The organism is Cobetia marina (assembly GCF_001720485.1).
GTDB lineage: Bacteria > Pseudomonadota > Gammaproteobacteria > Pseudomonadales > Halomonadaceae > Cobetia > Cobetia marina.
Window position 1 is genome coordinate 2,444,580 of the sequence record NZ_CP017114.1, and the last position, 19,836, is coordinate 2,464,415.

19 protein-coding genes are annotated in these 19,836 nt (G+C 62.1%); 9 read left to right on the plus strand and 10 right to left on the minus strand.

The window, feature by feature from the left end:
• Positions 1-330 precede the first annotated feature (330 nt).
• From BFX80_RS10295 to BFX80_RS10305, 3 genes are all read left to right on the plus strand, one after another.
• Entirely contained in the window at positions 331-900 is a 570-nt protein-coding gene (locus BFX80_RS10295) for a manganese efflux pump MntP (RefSeq protein WP_084208801.1), read from the plus strand.
• 183 nt (positions 901-1,083) lie between these two features.
• A complete protein-coding gene (locus BFX80_RS10300) occupies positions 1,084-1,623 on the plus strand; it encodes a redoxin domain-containing protein (protein ID WP_077376894.1) in 540 nt (179 codons plus the stop codon).
• Between the two features lie 436 nt (positions 1,624-2,059).
• Positions 2,060-2,509 (plus strand): DUF3455 domain-containing protein, encoded by a 450-nt coding sequence (locus tag BFX80_RS10305; RefSeq protein ID WP_240499534.1) that lies wholly within the window; start codon positions 2,060-2,062, stop codon positions 2,507-2,509.
• 284 nt (positions 2,510-2,793) lie between these two features.
• Here the strand turns inward: BFX80_RS10305 and BFX80_RS10310 are convergent, their stop codons facing one another.
• The gene (locus BFX80_RS10310; RefSeq protein ID WP_084208803.1) at positions 2,794-3,831 is read right to left on the minus strand and encodes a hypothetical protein; all 1,038 of its coding nucleotides are present in this window, start codon (positions 3,829-3,831) and stop codon (positions 2,794-2,796) included.
• A gap of 102 nt (positions 3,832-3,933) precedes the next feature.
• On the minus strand, positions 3,934-4,506 hold the full coding sequence (locus BFX80_RS10315; RefSeq protein ID WP_077376906.1) for a helix-turn-helix domain-containing protein: 573 nt from the start codon (positions 4,504-4,506) through the stop codon (positions 3,934-3,936).
• 145 nt (positions 4,507-4,651) lie between these two features.
• On the opposite strand from BFX80_RS10315, the gene rhtA reads away from it, so the two are divergent.
• Together rhtA and BFX80_RS10325 are read left to right on the plus strand one after the other, a co-directional pair.
• Positions 4,652-5,545 carry a threonine/homoserine exporter RhtA gene (rhtA, locus tag BFX80_RS10320; RefSeq protein ID WP_084208804.1) on the plus strand — a complete coding sequence of 298 codons (894 nt, stop codon included), beginning with the start codon at positions 4,652-4,654 and terminating at the stop codon, positions 5,543-5,545.
• An 89-nt stretch (positions 5,546-5,634) separates the two neighbouring features.
• Positions 5,635-6,174, plus strand: a complete 540-nt coding sequence (locus BFX80_RS10325; protein ID WP_077376912.1) for a TspO/MBR family protein — start codon at positions 5,635-5,637, stop codon at positions 6,172-6,174.
• A 163-nt stretch (positions 6,175-6,337) separates the two neighbouring features.
• Here BFX80_RS10325 and BFX80_RS10330 read toward each other — a convergent pair whose 3' ends face one another.
• The 4 genes from BFX80_RS10330 to BFX80_RS10345 are packed head-to-tail and all read right to left on the minus strand — an operon-like array spanning position 6,338 to position 11,269.
• Positions 6,338-7,855, minus strand: a complete 1,518-nt coding sequence (locus BFX80_RS10330; RefSeq protein ID WP_240499535.1) for an ABC transporter ATP-binding protein — start codon at positions 7,853-7,855, stop codon at positions 6,338-6,340.
• Positions 7,852-8,769, minus strand: coding sequence for an ABC transporter permease (locus tag BFX80_RS10335; protein ID WP_084208805.1), 918 nt, complete (start codon positions 8,767-8,769; stop codon positions 7,852-7,854). The genes BFX80_RS10330 and BFX80_RS10335 overlap by 4 nt, the downstream gene beginning before the upstream one ends.
• Positions 8,766-9,692 carry an ABC transporter permease gene (locus tag BFX80_RS10340; RefSeq protein WP_084208806.1) on the minus strand — a complete coding sequence of 309 codons (927 nt, stop codon included), beginning with the start codon at positions 9,690-9,692 and terminating at the stop codon, positions 8,766-8,768. The genes BFX80_RS10335 and BFX80_RS10340 overlap by 4 nt, the downstream gene beginning before the upstream one ends.
• Positions 9,689-11,269, minus strand: a complete 1,581-nt coding sequence (locus tag BFX80_RS10345) for an ABC transporter substrate-binding protein (RefSeq protein ID WP_167593020.1) — start codon at positions 11,267-11,269, stop codon at positions 9,689-9,691. Before BFX80_RS10345 ends, BFX80_RS10340 begins: the two co-directional genes overlap by 4 nt.
• Positions 11,270-11,661: 392 nt before the next feature.
• Here BFX80_RS10345 and BFX80_RS10350 point away from each other — a divergent pair, with 392 nt between their 5' ends.
• Positions 11,662-12,225 carry a GNAT family N-acetyltransferase gene (locus BFX80_RS10350; RefSeq protein ID WP_167593021.1) on the plus strand — a complete coding sequence of 188 codons (564 nt, stop codon included), beginning with the start codon at positions 11,662-11,664 and terminating at the stop codon, positions 12,223-12,225.
• Positions 12,226-12,318: 93 nt separating this feature from the next.
• Here the strand turns inward: BFX80_RS10350 and BFX80_RS10355 are convergent, their stop codons facing one another.
• Positions 12,319-13,161 carry an alpha/beta fold hydrolase gene (locus tag BFX80_RS10355; protein ID WP_240499536.1) on the minus strand — a complete coding sequence of 281 codons (843 nt, stop codon included), beginning with the start codon at positions 13,159-13,161 and terminating at the stop codon, positions 12,319-12,321.
• Positions 13,162-13,338: 177 nt separating this feature from the next.
• On the opposite strand from BFX80_RS10355, the gene BFX80_RS10360 reads away from it, so the two are divergent.
• A complete protein-coding gene (locus tag BFX80_RS10360) occupies positions 13,339-13,644 on the plus strand; it encodes a hypothetical protein (protein WP_084208808.1) in 306 nt (101 codons plus the stop codon).
• A gap of 166 nt (positions 13,645-13,810) precedes the next feature.
• Here the strand turns inward: BFX80_RS10360 and BFX80_RS10365 are convergent, their stop codons facing one another.
• Positions 13,811-15,859: a bifunctional 2',3'-cyclic-nucleotide 2'-phosphodiesterase/3'-nucleotidase gene (locus BFX80_RS10365; RefSeq protein WP_205632696.1), complete on the minus strand. Its 2,049-nt coding sequence runs from the start codon at positions 15,857-15,859 to the stop codon at positions 13,811-13,813.
• A gap of 56 nt (positions 15,860-15,915) precedes the next feature.
• On the minus strand, positions 15,916-17,160 hold the full coding sequence (locus BFX80_RS10370; RefSeq protein WP_084208810.1) for an MFS transporter: 1,245 nt from the start codon (positions 17,158-17,160) through the stop codon (positions 15,916-15,918).
• Between the two features lie 156 nt (positions 17,161-17,316).
• Here BFX80_RS10370 and BFX80_RS10375 point away from each other — a divergent pair, with 156 nt between their 5' ends.
• Both BFX80_RS10375 and BFX80_RS10380 read left to right on the plus strand, forming a co-directional pair.
• Positions 17,317-18,234, plus strand: coding sequence for a helix-turn-helix domain-containing protein (locus tag BFX80_RS10375; RefSeq protein ID WP_084209739.1), 918 nt, complete (start codon positions 17,317-17,319; stop codon positions 18,232-18,234).
• A gap of 88 nt (positions 18,235-18,322) precedes the next feature.
• On the plus strand, positions 18,323-18,541 hold the full coding sequence (locus BFX80_RS10380) for a TIGR02450 family Trp-rich protein (RefSeq protein WP_077376973.1): 219 nt from the start codon (positions 18,323-18,325) through the stop codon (positions 18,539-18,541).
• A gap of 108 nt (positions 18,542-18,649) precedes the next feature.
• On the opposite strand, the gene BFX80_RS10385 is transcribed toward BFX80_RS10380, so the two are convergent.
• Positions 18,650-19,834, minus strand: a complete 1,185-nt coding sequence (locus BFX80_RS10385; protein WP_084208811.1) for a pyridoxal phosphate-dependent aminotransferase — start codon at positions 19,832-19,834, stop codon at positions 18,650-18,652.
• Positions 19,835-19,836: the final 2 nt, after the last annotated feature.

Sequence of the window (19,836 nt, forward strand, 5' to 3'; positions counted from 1 at the left end):
GATGGCGTCAGAAACGTCGGTGTTGTGGCGCTCTGACTCGGTAGCCCAGTTATGACGGTCAGGCGCTTGTGACACAAGGGGATGAAACGACGAAAGTTTGTTGCTAACATGCCACCAGTTTTTGGGGAGTAGCCCGCTCTCGTTACCCAACGAGAGTCTCGGTTGTCAACATGGTCGGCAGGCATTGCCGTGGCACCGAGGACCCACCTATCCAGATCATGCCCATGATCGGTCAGGACAAGGTTCGGCGAGACCAATGACAGTCAGACGCTTCCGGCCGGTGGTGTCTCGCTGTTATTGACTCGTAACCGGCCTGGAACTTCCTGACACATGCCTTTGCTATCGACATTCCTGCTCGCCTTTTCCATGTCCTGCGACGCCTTCGCTGCTGCCTTGTGCAAGGGTGCGGCCATTCGACGGCCGTCCCTGAAAGATGCCCTGCGCATCGGCCTCATCTTTGGCGTCATCGAAGCCATCACCCCCATGATCGGGTGGCTGATCGGTCGCTCATTGGCCGTCTACGTCGAACAGTGGGACCACTGGATCGCCTTCGCTCTGCTGTTGCTGCTCGGTCTCCACATGATTCATGAGGGGCTCTCCAAGGACGAGGAAGATGAGGATTGCAGCACGCCGCAATCGTTGCCCCGCCTGATGCTGACTGGCCTTTCCACCAGCATCGATGCCATGGCCGTCGGTGCCGGGCTTGCCTTTGCTGGCGTGAATATCATCACCACTGCGCTGGCGATCGGCACCGCCACCTTCGTGATGGCCACCAGCGGTGTGATGCTCGGGGGCGTATTGGGCAAGATGGTCGGCAAGCGCGCGGAAATCATCGGTGGCCTGGTGTTGATCGGCATCGGCACGACCATCCTGCTGGAACACACCGGCTATCTTGGCTAAGGCTTTCCCCAGCAGGCCAGAGCCCCCAGCAAGGGGGCTCTGGCCCGACCAGTCCCTGCCCCTGGCGATGGATGCATCTCCGCGTTCCGCCAAGGGTCCCTTGAAAACCCTGACAATGGCGTCATTCAAGAGGGACATGTGGCGTATCGCACATCTTGATATCCAACAGGGGAGCCAGATTGCATGTATACACGCAAGCTTCATCCAGGTAGTGAATTTCCGGCCATCCAGGTCCAGCGCCACGATGGCGAAACCCTGACGCTCGGCAAGCCCCAGGGCGAGCATGATTGGCAACTGGTGGTCGTCTATCGCGGCAAGCATTGCCCGATCTGCACCAAGTTCCTCAACAAGCTGACGGAATATCGTGAGCGCTTCAGCGCACAAGGCGTGGATCTCGTCGCCGTCTCTGCCGACAGCCAGCAGCAGCTGAACGAGCACCTCGAATCTCTGGATCTCAATTTCCCGATTGCCGGTGGCCTGACGGTAGAGCAGATGGAAACGCTGGGGCTGTTCATCTCCACGCCACGCAGCGAGAAGGAAACCGATCACGATTTCCCGGAGCCGGCCTTCTTCATCGTCAATGGCGAAGGCAAGGTCCAGATCGAAGAAGTCGCCAATGCGCCCTTCGTACGTCCTGACCTGGACACGCTCATCGGGGGTATCGAGTTCATCCGCAAGCCGGACAACCACTACCCGATTCGCGGCACCCGCGATTACGGCTGAACCTTTCAGGGTTCAGGTCGCGCAGGAAAGACGCCCCGCAGCCTTGGTGCTGCGGGGCGGCTTTGTATCAGGGCCTTCAAACCTGCCCTGTATCGTTGATCACTCTTTCCTCTTTCTTTCGGCTTCCTTTCGGCTTCCTTTCACCACTCCCTCCTTCCCCCTCCCTTCTTTGATCATCCCGCTCTTACCTCAATCTGTCCTTGCCTCACTTCGCCTGACAAGCCAGAAACGCACCTCGAATAGAAAGCACGAAAAAATCTTGATCCCGTGACATCCAGACGGGAAAGGCCAGCGTTATGAGCAGTGCAAGGGAGACAACGACACACCTGCAACCGCTAGCTGAACCTTATCTGTCTACGGAGTCGTCAAGATGAAAACAATCGCCTGTATCTCTGGTATTTTCGCTGCCCTCGCATTGAGCCCGATGGCTCAAGCCATGGAAGTTCCCGAAAGCGTCACGGTGCCGAAAGGCAATGACGTCGCCATGGAAACCGTTGGCGTCGGCAAGATCAAATGGGCCTGTGAAGCAAAGGATGATGGCACCATGGGCTGGGTCTTCAAGGGTCCGGATGCCGCGCTGAATGATGCTGATGGCAAGCAGGTCGGCAAATACTATGGTCCGCCCGCCACCTGGGAATCCATGGATGGCTCCAAGATCACCGGCACACAGCTGGCGGTAGAGCCCAACGGCAAGGGCAATATTCCGCTGCAGCTGGTCGAGGCCAATCCGGCCGAAGGTGAAGGGCATATGCAGGGCGTCACCTATGTGCAGCGCCTCAATACCCAGGGCGGTGCCGCTCCTGACATGGCCTGTGATGATGCCCACAAGGACAAGGTCGAAATCGTGATGTACCAGGCCGATTATCTGTTCTACAAGGCCATGTAATCTTGAGCCAGAGATAAAGAAGATTCACCACTCGATGTCGTGTGACAGAGCGCATTGACACAGGGAAGGTGAGATCATGAAAAGCCCCGACATGCAGAAGCATGTCGGGGCTTTGTCGTCATCAATCCCGACAGGAGATGGATGATTCCGGCTGAATTTTTTGATCAGTCCCGTCTGGCGACAACGGCGCCATGGCGAAGACAGACAGTCTGCCATTCAAGTGCAAAAGCCGTGAGTCTGATTCTCCCGGGCAGTGAGAAAGCTTCTGAGCCGGCGAGCTGCCGTCAGACCAGCGCCAGCATCGTATAGGGCGCTTCACAGGAATGGCGCTCGTCGCGTTCATCCACACTGCCCAGCTCGTGGTTGCGATCATTGTCATAGACCACGAAGAGCCGTTCGCGATCCAGTACCGCAAGCCCTTCTGCCTTGTGCTCGAACTCCAGCACACGGCCATCCTCATGCGTCACCAGCGTCGGAGGTTTCCCGGCGTGGAAGTCCGCCAGCGACAGCACCCACAGATATCCCCCGATCACCTCCTCACTGCCCTGCTCGGTCTCGAAGCTGGTCACCAGATAGAGGCGTGCGTGATAGGGGTCATATTCCAGGCTAGAAAGACCACACTCGTGATCCACGCCGTCATACTCGGCCGGGTCGAAGGCATAGACGTCGTGAAGCTCCTCAATGAACTCGATGTTGTCGCTGTCGGTCATGGCATAACGCGCCCCGATGACCCGACGCACATACGCGAAATCATCATGCGAATTGCCTTGTTCCCGCACCCCGAACAGGATCAGACCATCGCCCCTGTCACTCGGCACGACCGCCAGACCTTCGATCTTGTAGTACGGCTGGCCAATGGCCGCTTCCAGCTTCTGACGAAATTCCAGTGAGCCCTCGACCCCATCACGTGGGTCCGGGTCGACCACCTGTACCTTGTCGGGTTCGCCCAGCGGCCAGATCAACAGGTGGTTGTAGGCATTCAGGGCATGGCTCTCGCTGTCGATGCGATCAAACCCGGTAGTCGCCAACATGTGACGCCCATCGGTGGTCAGCGCGAAGTCTTCATACTTGACCGCCTGACGAATCAGCGGGGTGGTCAGATACTCAAGCTGGCTATCATCCGGCCCGCTGGAATCCAACGGCAATGAAAAGACGGCTGAACGCCCCTCGCCCGGAATCGGTTTGTCACTCGCCATCAACAACCGCTCACCGTCATAGGCCACGGCGGAAATCTCGGCATTCACCAGCTTGCCATCCTCATCCTTCAAGCCTGCCGGAAAACAATGGATCGTGCCCTGTTGCGTGATACGTACCTTCGCCATCCGTTGCTCCTCGAAACGAAACATCATGACAATGGGACAGGCCATGCAGGATTGAGTTCGGGGCGAATACTGCAAGCTTGAGAGGACATGGCCCGGCAGCAATCAATGCATCACATTGCGAATGAAGCGCAGCATGTCAGTGCCGGTGTTGCGGTAGGCATAAGCCTGGTCACTGGGATAGACATGAAAATCGCCGGCGCGAATGACGATGTCCTCGCGTTCCAGCGTCAATGTCAGCTCTCCCTGGGTGACCACCAGCATCTCGTGCCAGCCGGCATCATCCGGGGCGGAGTCGTAACGCTCACCGGGGGCCAGAGTCCAGCTCCATAACTCGACTTCCTGTGTGGCCGGCTTGCTGGCCAGCAGTACGGCTCGGCTCTCTGGTGCCTTCCCGACCCAGGCCACCTCATTGATACGTGCCGAATCCTCGCTTTCCGGCGGCTGCACCAGCGCGTAGAAGAGCACCCCGAGCGCCTCGGCGAGCTTGTCGAGCGTGCCGAGGCTCACATTGACGTCACCCTTCTCGATGTTCACCAGCATCCGCCGACTGATCTCAGCCTGATCCGCGAGTGCCTGCTGGCTCAGCTCGGCCGCCAGCCGCAGGCGGCGGACGTTGGCCGCGACGTGAACCAGTACATCAGGTCTCTGATTTTCGTTGTGCAATATAATGCGCATCCGTACAATCTTGCCGACGACGAGGAAGTGGGGGCATAACGCCCGGCCCGCCTCCTCCCTTGCTACCTCATTGTCCACGAATCATGCCGCATGTGTTGCTGACTGACCATGCCCATCACCCACTGGATCACTCAAGGAGACCCCCATGTCCGTTGCTGTCGCAGCCTCCTCTTCTCGTCTGTGGCCCGTCGCCATGCTGCTGGTCGCCATGTGCTCGATCCAGAGCGGTGCTTCGCTGGCCACTTCCCTGTTCCCGATGATCGGCGCGGCGGGCGCGACGGCGATTCGTCTGATCATCGCCTCCGTTCTGCTGCTGGCCATTCTGCGCCCATGGCGCAAGGCAGTGACACGCAAGGCCTGGAAGTCCATCACCCTCTATGGCGTGGCGCTGGGCGTGATGAACCTGCTGTTCTACCAGGCCCTCAAGACGGTGCCGCTGGGTATCGCCGTGGCACTCGAATTCACCGGCCCGCTGGCCGTGGCATTGTTGAGCTCGCGTCGTTGGCTCGACCTGGGCTGGGTCGCGCTGGCCATCATCGGACTGGTACTGCTGTTGTTGCTGGGTGAGGACACCGCCGCGCCGATCGATCCCGCCGGAGCCGCCTTCGCCCTCGGCGCCGGCGTGTGCTGGGCGCTCTACATCCTGTTCGGCCAGAAGGCCGGGGCAGGCAACGGTACTCAGAGTGCTGCGTTGGGCATCACGATCGCGGCGGTGGTGGTCGCACCCATCGGCGTGATGGAGGCGGGCAGCGCCATGTTCTCACTCGAGATATTGCCGCTGGCCTTGGCCGTCGCCGTGCTCTCGACCGCCCTGCCCTATACGCTCGAGATGATCGCTCTACCGCGCCTGCCCACCCATACCTTCGGCACCCTGATGAGTCTGGAGCCGGCCGTGGCGGCGCTGTCCGGGCTACTGTTCCTCGGCCAGACACTGGGCCTACTTCAATGGCTTGCCATTGGACTGGTGATCACCGCCTCGGTTGGCACGACGCTGACCGGTCGCCGCACGGACGTCTTCGACGCCCCGATACCGGACTGAACAACGTGTGAGTCATGGTCGTTTCTCATGGCCCAGCGTGGTATATCGTTCTTTCCTTCATCACGTCCCATGAAAGCAGGAGGCAGCCGATGACCTTGCAGCGTTCACCGTCCTCACCCCCCACCGCCCTGCGCGCCACCGTGCAGATGGGAATCTGGTTCGGGCTGAGCTTTCTCACTGCCGCCATCGGTGCACTGGCTTCGGTAGATGCCAAGGCCTTCTACGCAAGCCTCACCCAGCCGGCATGGGCACCTCCGGCAGGCGCCTTCGGACCAGTCTGGACGGCGCTCTTCGTGATGATGGCACTCGCCGCCTGGCGGGTCGCGCGCGACGGTCTGCATGCCAGCAACGGTTTCCGCTCGCGCCATCGTCTGGCGCTCGGACTCTTCGTGGTGCAACTGATCGTCAATGCCCTGTGGAGCTGGCTGTTCTTTGCTTGGCATCTCGGTCAGGCGGCCTTCATCGATGTGCTGGTGCTGTGGACGCTGATCGCCATCACCATGTTCACTTTCTGGCGCATCAATCGCTTCGCCGGGCTGTTGATGCTGCCCTATCTGGCATGGGTGACGCTGGCCAGTGCGCTGACCTGGTCCGTCTGGCAAGCCAATCCCGCCTTGCTGGGGAGCTGAGCGCTGCGCACCGTGAGCCTCTCGCCCTGACGAACACACCAGATACGCCAACGCCCGGCCGACACTCTGCAGGAGTCTCGGCCGGGCGTTGGCGTATGAAGCACTGTCTTTTGAATCGTCCTCTTGCTGTCGCGACCCTGCCGCCATGGGCTCTGATGAGTGATCAGAGCTGCTGACGCGCCTTCAAGCGACCTTCCTCCACCACCAGCACGCGATCCGCGACCTTGCGCAGCAGCGCCGCATCATGACTGACCAGCACCAGCGCCGTACCCTGCTCCCGCACCATCTTCACCATGCAGGCGATCACCTCCTGCTGGACCAGCGGATCGAGGCGTGAGGTCGGCTCATCGGCGAACACGAAGCGCGGCTTGATCAGCATCAGACGCAACAGCGCGAAACGCTGCAGCTCGCCACCCGAGACCTGTCCCGGCAGACGCGAGAGCAATTCCGGCGCCAGGCTCAGTTGCGCCATCAGCTGCGCAAGCTGGCTGTCATCGAGACGATGGCGTGCACTGAGATCCTTCAGCAGGCGGCCCAGTGTCCGGCGTGGCGGGAAGGTCGCCACGGGGTCCTGATAGAGCTTCTGATACTCAAGCATCTCGGCGCTGCGCACCACTTTCCCTGAATACGGAGCCAGCAGGCCGAGCAGCGCATCCCCCAGCGATGACTTGCCGCAACCTGACGCGCCCTGGATGCCGATGATCTCACCGCCCTTCACGCTGAGCTCCACGTCACGCAGCAGCGAGGTGCCCCCGCGCGCGATGGTCAGATTCTCGGCGCGGAGGATGGTATCGCCTGCCGCCTTGCCATCACGGCTTGCACTGTCCGCTGCCGGCTTGAAGGCGGCCTCCGGCCAGGCCTGCGGCGCGGCATTCACCAGGCGCTGGGTATAGGCATGTGTCGGCGCGGCCAGCACGTCACGCGTCGCGCCCTGCTCGATCACTTCGCCCTTGCGTACCACCATCAGGCGGCCGCCGATCTGGTGCGCCAGCGCCATGTCATGGGTGATGACCATCAAGCCGGCACGCGGTGTCTCGGCCAGTGACTTGAGCAGCAGCTCGCCGATCTCGCTGACGCGGGCGGCGTCCAGCCCCTTGGTCGGCTCGTCGGCGATCAACAGCGGCGCGCCGCCGGCGCGGGCGGCCGCGAAGGCCACACGTTGCGCCATGCCGCCGGACAGCTTGCCCGGCAACTGCTCGCTGGCGGCAGCGACGCCGAGCTGCTCCAGGTCACTGCGCGCGGCCCCATGAGAGGCCTGCGCCGAACGCCTCGCGACCAGACGATATGCCTCACTGACCTGACGAATCACCTTCATCAGCGGGTCCAGCGCCAGCCAGGGCTCCTGGGGCAATACCGCCAGGCGGCGACCCCAGAGCGGGCGACGATTCTCTGGCGTGTGCAGAGGATATTGCTCGCCGTCGAGCCACAGGCTGCCGGAGGCCACAAGCTCCGGAGGCAGCGTGCCCAGCAGGGCCTGAGCCAGCAGACTCTTGCCGGACCCCGTCTCACCGATCACCACTAGTGGCTCGCCCGCCTTGAGCGCAAGCGAGACAGGCGCCAGCAGCGCCGTCTGCGCGCCCTGAACCCGCACGCTCACGTCCTCGGCGCTAAGCACCGCATCATCCGTCGTTACCCCATGCTGCGAATGAGAGGCAGGCGTGGTCATTGTCGCGACATTCATGGGCGCGCTCCTTCGAGGGTGTCTGCGGCGGTTGACGTTCTGGCCTTGCTGCCGGACATCAGCAACAGCCCCAGCAACAGCAGGAAGGTGACCAGCACCGGCGTCAGCAGCGCGAACGGCGCTTCACGCCAATACGGCAACAGCTCGACCATCATGGTGCCCAGCTCCGGCGTAGGCTCCGGAATGCCGACGTGCACGAAACCCAGCGCGGCAATCGCCATCAGGGCGTTGGCCATGCCGAAGGCCATCGCCGTCATCATCACGGGCGCCATTTCCGGCCACAGGTGATGACGAAAACGGTACCAGGCCCCGAAGCCCAGCAGACGGCTGGCCTCGACGCCGGGACTCGCCAGCACGCTGCGACCGGTGGCACGTGCCAGGCGGAAGAATTCCACCCACAGCACCAGCGACAGGCCCAACCACAATGCCAGCGGCGTCGACGGCAGGATGACGCTGACCATCAGCACCAGCAGCAGCCCCGGCAATGCCAGCAGGCTATCTGCCACCAGGCTCAACAGGCGCTCGGCCCAGCCACCGCGTCCCGCGGCCAGCAGGCCCAGCGAGATGCCTGAAAACGCCGCCAGAATCACCGCCCCCGCAGCGATGGACAGCGACAGCCCGAGCGCCGCCACCAGGCGGTGATACAGGGAGCGCCCAAGGTGGTCATAACCCAGCGGGGCGCTGGTGATCACCTCACCGGCGTCAGAGACACCGACGGCATCCGCGCCCTGCAGCGCACGATAGAGATGCTGCTCCAGCGGGTCCCCCGGTATCACCAGATTGCCCAGCAGAGCCAGCAGCACGAGGCTCGCGACAATCGCGGCCCCGATCACCCGGCGCAATGGCCAGTCAAGACGTGGGCGACGCACGGCGTCCACGCGCTGCGGCGCAAGCCCTTCCACCACCTGATTCATTTCACACCCCGTGGGTCCAGTTGGCGACCCAGCAGATCGACCAGCAGATTGATCACGACAAAACCGACGCCCAGCACCAGGGCGGTGCCCTGCACCATCGGCACATCGCGCGAGAAGATGGCGTGCACCAGCGCATGGCCGATACCCGGCCAGCCGAAGATGCTCTCGATCACCACCACCCCTTCCACCAGGGTCACGAACTGCAGCCCCAGATAGGTCACCAGCGGCAAGGCCACATGGCGCAGGCCGTGACGCCAGAAGGTCTGGGCGTTGCTGAGGCCCTTCCAGCGTGCGAAATCATGGAAGGCTGTCTGGGTGACGGCGGCCATGGCATCGCGTGCCAGGCGTGCCGATACCGCTGCCAGCCCGAGCGCCAGCGTCATCGCCGGCAGAATGAAGTGCTGCGGCTCACCGTGACCGGCGGCCGGCAGCAGCCCCATCTCCACCGAGATCAGCAGGATCAGCACCAGTGCCAGCAAGAACTGCGGCGTGGCGCGCAGCAGACTGCAGACGGCCAGCAGGCTTCGGTCCAGCCAGCCACCGGCACGCAGACCGGCCAGCAGCCCCAGCGGCGGGCCGATCAACAGCGAGATGCCCAATGCCGCGCCGGCGAGCGACAGGGAGTTGCCTAGCTGATGACGAATCTCCACCCACACCGATTCCCCGGAAATCAGCGAGGTGCCCAGCTCCAGGCGCAGGATATCGCCCAGCCAGTAAAGGAAGTGCAAGCCGCCCTGTGCCTCGAGACCCAGTTCGGCGCGTACCGAGGCCGCAGCGGCCGCATCCAGCGCGTCATAACCATAACGACCGGCCGCGATACGCCAGGCGGCATCGCCGGGCAAACTCTGCATCATCAGATAGCTGGTGCCGCCGACCATCAGCACCACCATCAATAGCTGCAACAGACGTGAAGGGAGATTCATGGTGCCCACCGCAATTCTGAAAGGCCGAAACTACGCTCCCAGGGGTCTACCTGAGCGCGTTGCAGTCGATGAGAGATCGCCAGGTTCTGGTAGTACCAGGCGATGGGGATCACGGGTAATGCCTGCTGGATCACGCCACTGGCCTGCGCTCGCGGGTCCTGCCCTTCAGGCGTGGGCTCGTAGCCCTCGCGTGCCATGCGCTCAAGCTCTGCGGTGAAGTCTGCATCGAACCAGCCCATCGCGCCCCAGTCGCCACCGGGGGCCTCAGGCGTTCCCGCGTAATCGCTCAGCACATTGCCGATGGGGTCCGGCACCATGGCCAGATTGCGCGCGAACAGGGCCATGTCGAGGCTGCCGTCATGATGGCCGGCCGGAATCGCCGAGAAGTTGGTGATATCGAGGCGTGTCTGGATGCCGATGGCGTGGAACTGACGCTCCAGCACCGTGGCCACCAGTGGCAGCTCCGGACGGTCCGAGAAGGTGATCAAGCTGATCGCGAGGCGCTGACCGTCCTTTTGACGAACGCCATCCTCGCCGACGGTCCAGCCAGCGGCGTCCAGCAATGCACGCGCTTCAAAGACATCCTGATGCAGCTCGGGCAGCGCGGGGTCATGCCAGCCTTCCACCATCGGCGGGAACAGCTGGCTGGCCCCGCGCGGATAGCGCAGCACGACCTGCGCGATGGCGGTGCGATCGATCGCCAGGCTCAAGGCACGCCGCACATCCGGGTCCTGGAAGGCCGGATGATTGGCGTTGACCTTCAACAGCATCGTGCGCGGCGTCGCGGCCGCCGCCAGGGTCACGCGCGGCGACTTAGAGAGACGCTGACGACTGGCGGGGTCCAGCCCATAGGTGAAGTCGGCATCTCCGCTCTCGGCGATCAATGCCCTGCCCTCGGCGCGACTGACCGCCTGATAGCGCGCCTGACGCACCTCGGGCTGCTCGCCCCAATAGTCCTCGAAGGCGGTGACTTCCAGGCTCAGCGGCGGCGTCATGCGCAGCATGCGATAGGGGCCGGTGCCGATGACCTGCTGAGCGGTGCCTGACTCATCGAAGGACGCCGGTGCCAGAATCTGCTGTCGATAATCGGCCAGATAGGCGGGCAACGCGGCGAAGGGCTCGCTGAGGGCAATCACCAGCGTATGGTCATCTGCGGCGACGATCCGCTCGATTGGCACTGACTTCAAGATGCCCGGCTTGGCACGGGCGATCTCGAGACTCTGACGCGCGACTTCGGCATCCAGACGGCTGCCATCATGGAACTGCACGCCGGAGCGCAGCGTGAAGCGCCACTCCAGGCCATCATCCGAGACCTTCCAAACGGTCGCCAACCCCGGCTGTAGCTCTCCCGTGGCATCCACCTCGACCAATGTCTCGACGACCTGCATGCGCTGGAAAAGGATACCGCTGAGCAGCGGGTCCGCCCCCTTGATGTCAAAGGGCGCAACGATCTCCAGACGACGCGACGTCGCCTGCTCATCGCCCGAAGACTGAGCGGATGCCTTGACGGCCTGAGGCATGCCAAGACCGAGCACCATGAGCGTCATTCCCAGCCAGCACGTGATCTGCTCAGCCACGGGCCGGGAATGCCTTGCAGACCGGGAAAGATCAGCCAACACGGGAGCTGTCAGAGAGCGGAAAAGCGACTTGTACCATCGCCGTTCAGCGTCAGGAGGCCTGAGCCTGCTCAGAGGGTGGACCATCGTCATTGCGCATCCTGTCAAAAAGACATGTTCGCTGCCGTCAGACAGCGTGAGAAAAGCGCAATGTTATAGTATAACGAACCAGCATTGGCAATCCCGAGCGGCATCTGGTACTGGACAGGCATTCACTTGTCAGGCTGTCCTGAAAACCTGAAGATAGTGCGCTTGAATTAGCACTCACTAACTGACTGGATGGTCGGCCTGCAGAAATTGCAACGTGACGGATGCTACTCCCTGACATAACTCTCAAAAGAATCGGAAGGATCATGGATGATCTCAGCATTTCCCCCATCTACGACACACCTGCCAACCGCTACCTGAATGCAGCGGCGCAACGGCTGAGTTGTGGCAACATGCTCGCGACCTACAAGCGTCATGGTTTCCATTGGGATGCAGAGCAATTCGAGGAAAAATGGCAGGACAACAAGAACTTCGCCGTGCGCCTCAATGGCGAATGGATCGGCTTCATCAGCCTCAAGTCGCTGAAAGACATGGTGTATCTGCGTGACCTGCAGCTGGTGGCCCAGTGGCAGGGACGCGGTATCGGCTCCACCTGTCTGAGCTGGTTGATCGATTGCCTCAGCAAGCGTCAGCCCCACGACATCCTCCTGCGGCTTCGGGCCTTCTCCGACAGCCCGGCCATCGCCCTGTATGAACGCCATGGATTCGTGAGACTCGAGGAGCCCTTCACCCCGACGCGCGCGGGAGGCATCATCGCCATGCAGCGCAAGGTCAAGACGGGGGCCAGGGCCATGACATCCAGTGAGATGTCTTTGCACCCTCTTCGCCATGACGCCATGGCAGAAAGCTCGGCAGCGTCTCTGCAATGACGACAAAACCGCCCGGTCTCATGACCGGGCGGTTTTGTTTGCTCACTGGGATGGCGCCCGACACCCCGCTTGGGCATCGGGGCTGGCCATCTCTCAGCGCGCCAGGAAATTCAAGATATAGCGCACGGTTTCTTCGGGCTTCTCGTCAGTGACCCAGTGACCGGCGTCCTTCACCCAGATCAGCTCGGCACCCGGGATGGCATCTGTGAGCATCGGGGCGTAATCCGGCTTCTGGAAGTTGTCCTTGTCGCCCCACAGCACCAGAGTCTTGATCTCGATATTCTTGAGCTCACCGGCAATGGCCTGGGTGTATTCCTTGTTGAGACGACGCATGTTGCGGAAGAAGGCTGCCTTGCCTTGCTCGCTGTTCCACTGGGACACGTAGCGCTCGACCATCTCTTCGGTCGCCACCGCCGGATCATGCACACCACTGGGCATGAAGCCGCGCATGGTGCTGATGAATTCCTCGACGCTGGTGGCTTCCTCGACGCCCGGCTCCAGCAGCTGCTTGAACTCCGGAATCGGCCAGGAATCGAAGCATACGCTGTCGATCAGCACCTGGCGACGAACGCGCTCGGGGTGGTTGACCGCCATCAGCTGACCGATACCCCCACCGATATCATGCGAGACGACATCCGCACTTGCCACACCCAACGCATCCATCAGCTTGATGAAGATGCGTGTCTGGGCATTGATGGAAACATCAGCATCCACCGGCATGTCCGACTCGCCATAGTTGAGCATGTCCGGGGCGATGACACGGTAATGTCTGGCCAATTCCGGCATCACATCGCGCCACATCAGCTTGTTGGTCGGAATGCCGTGAATCAACAACAGCGGCTGACCTTCCCCCATTTCCTTGTAGGCAATGCGGTGACCTTCGATCATCGCATAACGGGTTTCCAGGGCTTCCATTGTCACGTTGTCGTGGCTCATTGCTGACCTCCTTGCTTGCTCGATTCTCAATCACGGCCTCGGCGATCTCGATTGCCGAACCTTGTGCGCCGTGAACGTGGTGTCACCTTACGGATTCCTGAGCGATCACTCAAGCACGATTTTGATTGATTGCTCAAAATACGTTTCAATAGCCGCAATCTTCAAAGGGAAAGCCCAATGGCCCGTGTCATCAACCGTAGTCTGCTCGATCTTCGCCGCCTGACCATCAATCTGGTGACCTACCCCGAGGGCCACAGCGTGATGCGTCATAACGACCCGATGGGTAGCGGCAGCTACTACAAGCTCAATATCGTGCTCAAGAAACCCCGTCAGGGCGGTGTCTTCGAGACCGATGGCAGCCTATTTCGCCTCGCGGACCGCGTGGTGCTGTTTCGCCCCGACCTTCACGAACACAGCGTCAGCCGCATCGAGCGCGGCAAACGTGTGCTGCTGAGCATCGCCTTGCATGCGCCCTGGCGCTGATCCGCAGTGAGACTGCGATCGAGAGTCGTGAAGTGAAAGCGGATAGTGGAACAGACAGCGGATAACGCCTGGCGATAAAAAAACGCCAGTCAGCTATCGCTGACTGGCGTTTTTTCCCACCTGAATCCAGGCCAATAACTACGTGCTCAACAATGAGCTACCTCGGCTATTTCATCCGGTCCAGCCCGACGCGATAGCGGGCAAAGCCCATCTCGTCCTGATCCACCAGCGTCATAGGATAGACCGCCTGGGCATCGATGAACTGCTGCGCATCCTCGCCGGGGGCGGTGGTGAAGCGAATGTCCAGCGGGGTGTCCGTGTCGATCGCGGCCAGCCGCCAGTTGTGATCCGCCGCAGGGTCCACCGCGCCCTGCTGCTGCGTCTGGCGCGAGATGTACTGGGCCAGAATGCTGCGATTTTCATCCGGTGACGCGAAAGCGACATGCGACTCTCCGGTGCCGGGGAAGTCCTCGCCGTAGGCGCGATAGTTGTTGGTCGCGAGCAGGAAGACATCGTCGTCCTTGACCGGCTCATCCTGGTAGGTGAGCCCCTGGATACGGTGGGCATCGGCGTCGATCAGCGCACAATTGCCGTCGTAACGCGCCGGCTGCGTGACATCCACCCGATAGTCGACGCCGTCGATCACGTCGAAGTTGTAGCTGCGGAACCCTTCCCAGTTGATCAGGGGCTGGGGCGTGGCGAGATCCGGGTCAATGCGATGGAACTGGCCGGCGCTGCACTCGAGCCATTCCCGCACTTCCTTGCCGGTGACCTTGAGCGCCACCAGCGTATTCGGATAGAGATAGAGGTCGGCGGCATTGCGGAAGCTCAGCTCGCCGGCCTCCATCTCGGTGAACTGGGTCGGGTCATTGTGACGGCCACCGACCTTGAACGGCGCGGCCGCCGAGAGAATCGGCAAGCCTTCCAGATCCGGGTCGCCTTCGACGAAGCGTTTAACGTAATCAGCCTGGGCACGATTGACGATCTGGATCGTCGGGTCGTCCTGCACCAGCGCCAGATAGCTCTTCATCGCCGCACTGGCGCGGCCGATGCTGCGATTGACGTACTCCCGCGTGGCGTCGTGCTCATGCTCGACCAACGCCGCCAGTTCGGCATCTTCCCCCACCTGCGCCTCGCCACCCACCTGAATCGGGCGTGCCTCTGTCTGGCCACTTACCACCCGCCACTGGCCCGAGTCATTGCTCAGTTCGAGATCCATCACGCCCACATGGCTGCCCCAATGCCCCGGCATCATCGCCGGCACCCCATTGAGGGTGCCCTTGGCGATATCGGCCCCCGGCACCTCAGCAAATTCCTCGCTGGGGAAGACCGCATGGGCATGCCCGAAGGCGATGCCATCGATGCCTTCCACCTGCGAAAGGTAATACACCGAATTCTCGGCCATCACCCGGTAAGGGTCAGTCGAGATGCCGGAGTGTGGGATGGCGATCACCACATCCGCGCCCGCCCGGCGCATCTCGGGCACCCAGCGCCTGGCGCTCTCGGTGATGTCCTCGGCCGTCAGGCGGCCCTTGAGGTGCTTGCGGTCCCAGGTCAACACCTGCGGCGGCGCGAAGCCGATATAGCCGACCTTCAACGTCTGAGCGTTGCCCTCACTGTCGGTGAAGGCATGGGGGGTGATCTGATACGGCGTGAAGTACGGCTCGCCGGTCGTGGCATCCAGCAGGTTGGCGTTCACATAGGGGAACTGCGCGCCGGAAAGCGCCCGTTCGAGATACTCGAGCCCGTAATTGAACTCATGATTGCCGATGTTGCCGACATCGTAATCCAGCTGATTCATGACCTTGTAGGCCGGGAAGACATCACCCTCCTCGAGACCCTCCGCCGCCATGTAATCGCCCATCGGGCTGCCCTGGATGAGGTCGCCATTGTCGAGCAGTACGCTGTTGACCACCTCGGAACGCGCCTGCTTGATCAGGCTCGCCGTACGCACCAGGCCGATGCGCACGGTGGGACGATCCTTGTAATAGTCGTAATCCATCACGTTGGCGTGGATGTCGGTGGTCTCGATCACCCGCAGTGACAGCGTCGCGGCATTGGCTGGCTGAGCGATCATCACGACACCCCCAATGCTGGCCAGACCGAGGATGGCTGCCCGCAGGCGACGCATTGCACGCGGACGCCGGGTGTCCCCCGCAGCCTCTTTGGTACCAGAGGCCGGCTGACCTTTTCTTCCGGATGATGCATTCGCCATCTCTCACTTCCTTGTCATGGGGGGATGTTCCTGTGGCCCTTCAGGGCATCGCTCCATTATTCAGATGCCGACGCCTCAGGCAACTGGCGGTCCCTGCCCGCCAGCCAGCCGATCCCCGCCATCAGCACACTGAGGGAGGCACACACCATCAATGCCAGCTGCCAGTCACCCTGCCGATCGTAGAGCGCGCCGATCAACGGCGGCCCCATGGCCGCGAGCAGATAGCCCAGGGTCTGCGCCATGCTCGACAGCGACGCCGATTGCATGGCATCGCGCGCTCTGAGCCCCATGAACGACAGGGCGAGAATGAAGCTGGCCCCGGACCCCGCACCGAGCAGCAAGACCCACACCAGCGCCCACCCCGGCATCAGCCACAGCCCGATGAACCCTGCCAGCGACATGCAAGGCGTCGCGAAGGCGATCAGGCGTTGATCCTTCAGGCGCGGCATCAGGGGCACCAGAATCAATCCCGGCAAGGCCGAAGCCAGCTGCAGCAGACCATGCAGCGAGCCCGCCTTTTCCGGCGAGAAGCCATTGTCCGCCAGCATGCTCGGCAGCCAGCTGTTGACGGTATAGAACAGCAGCGAATTGATCCCCATGAACAGCGTCACCTGCCAGGCCAGTGGCGAGTGCCACACGGCTGCCTGACGCACCGGCCGCGCGGCACCCTTCTCGGCTACCTTCTCGGCTTCCTTCACCGCCGTCGGTAGGGAGCGATGCGACAACTGTGGCCACCACACCACCATCGTCACCACTGGCAGGATGACCACGATGAGCATCGCGAACTGCCAGCCATCCGCACTGTCCTGCGCCAGCGGCACCATCACCGCCGAGGCGATGGCGGCCATGATGCCCATGGTCAGCACATAGCAGGAGGTCAGCAGCGCGATGTGTCGGGGAAAGCTGCGTTTGACCAGACTGGGCAACAGCACATTGCCCACCGCGATGCCCGCCCCGATCAAGGCGATCCCCACATAGAGCGACAGCGTGTTGCCCTGCACCCGCAGCACGATGCCGGCGGCGATCGCCAGCAAGGCAAGGAAGACACTGCGCTCAAGCCCCACATGCCGTGCAAGACGGGGTACCCAGGGGGACACCACGACGAACGCCAACAGCGGCAGAATCATCAGCAACCCTGCCGACGTGGCATTGAAGCCCAGCGCCACCTGCAGACGCTCAAGCAACGGCGCGATACTGGTAAAGGGCGCACGCAGATTCATGGCAATCATCAGGATGCCGGCGATCAACACGGCAGGATGGCTCAATCGCCGAACAGGAGAAGAGTGGCAGAGTTCAGTCATGAGACGCTCGCAGCGAACTTGGAACGGACAGATAGCGGGACGACACATCAGAGGTGAATTCCCGCGCAGATTAACGATAGCGTAATCGCCAATATCGCTGCAGAATTGAGCCATCATGACATCAGATACCTGAAATCAGACAATCTGCGAGCCGACATGTCAGCCACCTCCTCAAGGACCTCCGCGACGCCAATTTCCCTTGCCTCGCGAGACGCAACCTCATCGTCGGGAGTCGCCAGCGGTCACTCCTCCGTGCCCTTCTCCAACAGCGTCTGCGAACATGACCCGGACATCTACGAGATTCCGGCCAGCGCCCTGCATGTGGATACCGGTCAGCAGGTGATGGAAGTCCCGATCCACCAGCATCGCAAGGGACAGCTGGTCATCGCCCTGCATGGCGTCGTGACCAGCCGCGTGCCGGAAGGGCTGTGGATGGTGCCACCGCACAGCGGCGTCTGGATTCCCGGCAACCTGCCCCACAGCAACCACCTGACCCGTGGCGGCCGCGTGTGCCACCTGTTCATCGAGCCCGGAGCGCTCGAGATGCCGAGCCACAGCTGTACGCTGTCGATCTCGCCCCTGCTGCGCGAGCTGGTGCTGCGTCTGGCGGAGCTGCCCCAGCCATATCCTGAACAAGGGCCGACAGCGCGGCTGGTCGATGTCCTGCTGGAAGAACTGGCCTGCATGCCCAGCGAACGTCTGCATCTGCCCTTGCCTGAAGATCCGCGGCTGACCCGCATCAGCGATGCCCTGATCAAGACACCGGATGATCGGCGTACCCTGGCCGAGTGGGCGAGCGAACTGGCGATGAGCGAACGCACCCTCGCCCGCCTGATCCAGCGCGACACCGGCCTGAGCTTCAGCCGCTGGCGCCAGCAACTCCACCTGGTGGTGGCGATCCGCCTGCTGGCCGAGGGCATGAGCGTGCAGCGCGTCTCGGAAGACGTCGGTTATCAGTCCGTCAACGCCTTCATCAGCATGTTCAAGAAGCTGCTCGGCACCACGCCTGCCCGCTACCTGCAGGAGCGCGAGCAACGCCGCTCGGGCAGTGAGCGGCCTCAAGAAGTGACTTGAGGGTCAGATTCATCCTCACGTTACCCCAGTTCAGATACCCTCCCCTGTTCTTCATTTTCCCTTTTCCTTTTTACTGACGAGACATTGCATGAACCGCATCAACCCCGAAAAGCTGTTGCAGAGCAAATGGACCGCCGTGACACCCAGGAATCGTGAGCGACATTTCATCGTCACGCGCGTGATTCGTGATGATCAGGATGAGCATGTGGTCGAGGTCGTGTTGCAGGCGGTGCTGACACATCGCGATCACGTGCTGGGCTGGCGTGAGCTGAAGCAGGACGATGTCTGGCAGATGGGCTGGAAATGATTTCCTGAAATGAGCATCGCTGAACGCACAAACGCCGCTCATGAGCGGCGTTTGTGCGTGAACCTGCACGAAATTGAGCGAAAGACTGTGCATGGCCGAAGTCGCGCCTCAAACGATGACTTCCCCTTCCAGCTGATCACACAGTGTCGCCATGCGCTGCACGGCTTTCAGCAGGGTGTCATCCGGCACGGTGAGGGCAACACGTACCAGTGGCCTTCCGCAGTCGCCGAAGACACTGCCGGGCATTACCGCGACCTGCTGCCGTTCCAGCAGCCGCCAGGCGAACTGCTCACCGTCCAGGCCGGTGCGTGAGACATCGACCATCAGGAACATGCCGCCCTGGGGCAGGCTGGAGGACAGCTGCGGGATAGCCGCCAGCGCCTTATGGACCAGGCGCGCGCGGCGCCCGAGTGCCTCGCGCAGTCGCTCGGTGGTATCGAAATCCCCGCGCAGCGCGGCCTCGGTCATGTCGGCGATGAAGGGCTGATTGCCGAACAGCATGGTCTCGGAGACAGGCAACAGCCGGCGGCAGAATTCCGCTGAGCCGATGGCCCAGCCACTGCGAAAGCCGGTGGCGGCATGGCTCTTGGAGATGGAGGACACCACCACGGTGCGCTCACGCAGTGCCTCGATCTCCAGCGGCGAGACGAATTCGCCCGCGAAGATCAGCGCTTCATAGACCTCATCGCAGACGATCCACAGATCATGCTCGCGACACAGCTCACCGATGCGCTCGAGCGTCGCACGGTCCATCACCGCACCCGTCGGATTGTGCGGCGTATTGAGCAGCAATACGCGACTCTGCGGCGTGATGGCCGCGGCCAGATCTTCCGGCTGCAACACGAAGCCATGCTCCATGCGCAGCGGTACCGGCTGCAGGTCACCGCCGGCACCCCGGATCACGCCCTCATAGGTGGCGTAATAGGGGTCGCCGGTCAGCACGCCGGCCCCCTCCTCCACCAGCGCCAGCATCACCGCGAACAGCGCCGTCTGAGTGCCGGGGAAACACAGCACGTTGTCTGCGCTGATCTCGGGCATGCGCGCTGCGTAGCGCTCGGCCAGGGCCGCGACCAGCCCCGGCTCGCCACGGCCATCGGAGTAGCGGGTACGCCCGGCGCGCAGCGCCTCGACACAGCGCTCGACCAGCGCCGGGTGTGTGGCGATATCCGGTTCTCCGATGGTCAGCTCGATGATCGGTTCTCCCGCCAGAATTCGCTGACGAGCGGCACTGTGGACGGCCCATTTGTCACCGCCCAGATCGCTCAATCGTTCGGTGATGGTGGCGTAGCGCATGC

What these genes read in the sequence shown, in the direction of transcription:
- BFX80_RS10295 (WP_084208801.1), top strand. Translation starts at nt 331, where the DNA reads ATGCCTTTGCTATCGACATTCCTGCTCGCCTTTTCCATGTCCTGCGAC.
- BFX80_RS10300 (WP_077376894.1), top strand. Translation starts at nt 1,084, where the DNA reads ATGTATACACGCAAGCTTCATCCAGGTAGTGAATTTCCGGCCATCCAG.
- BFX80_RS10305 (WP_240499534.1), top strand. Translation starts at nt 2,060, where the DNA reads ATGGAAGTTCCCGAAAGCGTCACGGTGCCGAAAGGCAATGACGTCGCC.
- BFX80_RS10310 (WP_084208803.1), bottom strand. Translation starts at nt 3,831, where the DNA reads ATGGCGAAGGTACGTATCACGCAACAGGGCACGATCCATTGTTTTCCG.
- BFX80_RS10315 (WP_077376906.1), bottom strand. Translation starts at nt 4,506, where the DNA reads ATGCGCATTATATTGCACAACGAAAATCAGAGACCTGATGTACTGGTT.
- rhtA (WP_084208804.1), top strand. Translation starts at nt 4,652, where the DNA reads ATGTCCGTTGCTGTCGCAGCCTCCTCTTCTCGTCTGTGGCCCGTCGCC.
- BFX80_RS10325 (WP_077376912.1), top strand. Translation starts at nt 5,635, where the DNA reads ATGACCTTGCAGCGTTCACCGTCCTCACCCCCCACCGCCCTGCGCGCC.
- BFX80_RS10330 (WP_240499535.1), bottom strand. Translation starts at nt 7,855, where the DNA reads ATGAATGTCGCGACAATGACCACGCCTGCCTCTCATTCGCAGCATGGG.
- BFX80_RS10335 (WP_084208805.1), bottom strand. Translation starts at nt 8,769, where the DNA reads ATGAATCAGGTGGTGGAAGGGCTTGCGCCGCAGCGCGTGGACGCCGTG.
- BFX80_RS10340 (WP_084208806.1), bottom strand. Translation starts at nt 9,692, where the DNA reads ATGAATCTCCCTTCACGTCTGTTGCAGCTATTGATGGTGGTGCTGATG.
- BFX80_RS10350 (WP_167593021.1), top strand. Translation starts at nt 11,662, where the DNA reads ATGGATGATCTCAGCATTTCCCCCATCTACGACACACCTGCCAACCGC.
- BFX80_RS10355 (WP_240499536.1), bottom strand. Translation starts at nt 13,161, where the DNA reads ATGAGCCACGACAACGTGACAATGGAAGCCCTGGAAACCCGTTATGCG.
- BFX80_RS10360 (WP_084208808.1), top strand. Translation starts at nt 13,339, where the DNA reads ATGGCCCGTGTCATCAACCGTAGTCTGCTCGATCTTCGCCGCCTGACC.
- BFX80_RS10365 (WP_205632696.1), bottom strand. Translation starts at nt 15,859, where the DNA reads ATGGCGAATGCATCATCCGGAAGAAAAGGTCAGCCGGCCTCTGGTACC.
- BFX80_RS10370 (WP_084208810.1), bottom strand. Translation starts at nt 17,160, where the DNA reads ATGACTGAACTCTGCCACTCTTCTCCTGTTCGGCGATTGAGCCATCCT.
- BFX80_RS10375 (WP_084209739.1), top strand. Translation starts at nt 17,317, where the DNA reads ATGTCAGCCACCTCCTCAAGGACCTCCGCGACGCCAATTTCCCTTGCC.
- BFX80_RS10380 (WP_077376973.1), top strand. Translation starts at nt 18,323, where the DNA reads ATGAACCGCATCAACCCCGAAAAGCTGTTGCAGAGCAAATGGACCGCC.
- BFX80_RS10385 (WP_084208811.1), bottom strand. Translation starts at nt 19,834, where the DNA reads ATGCGCTACGCCACCATCACCGAACGATTGAGCGATCTGGGCGGTGAC.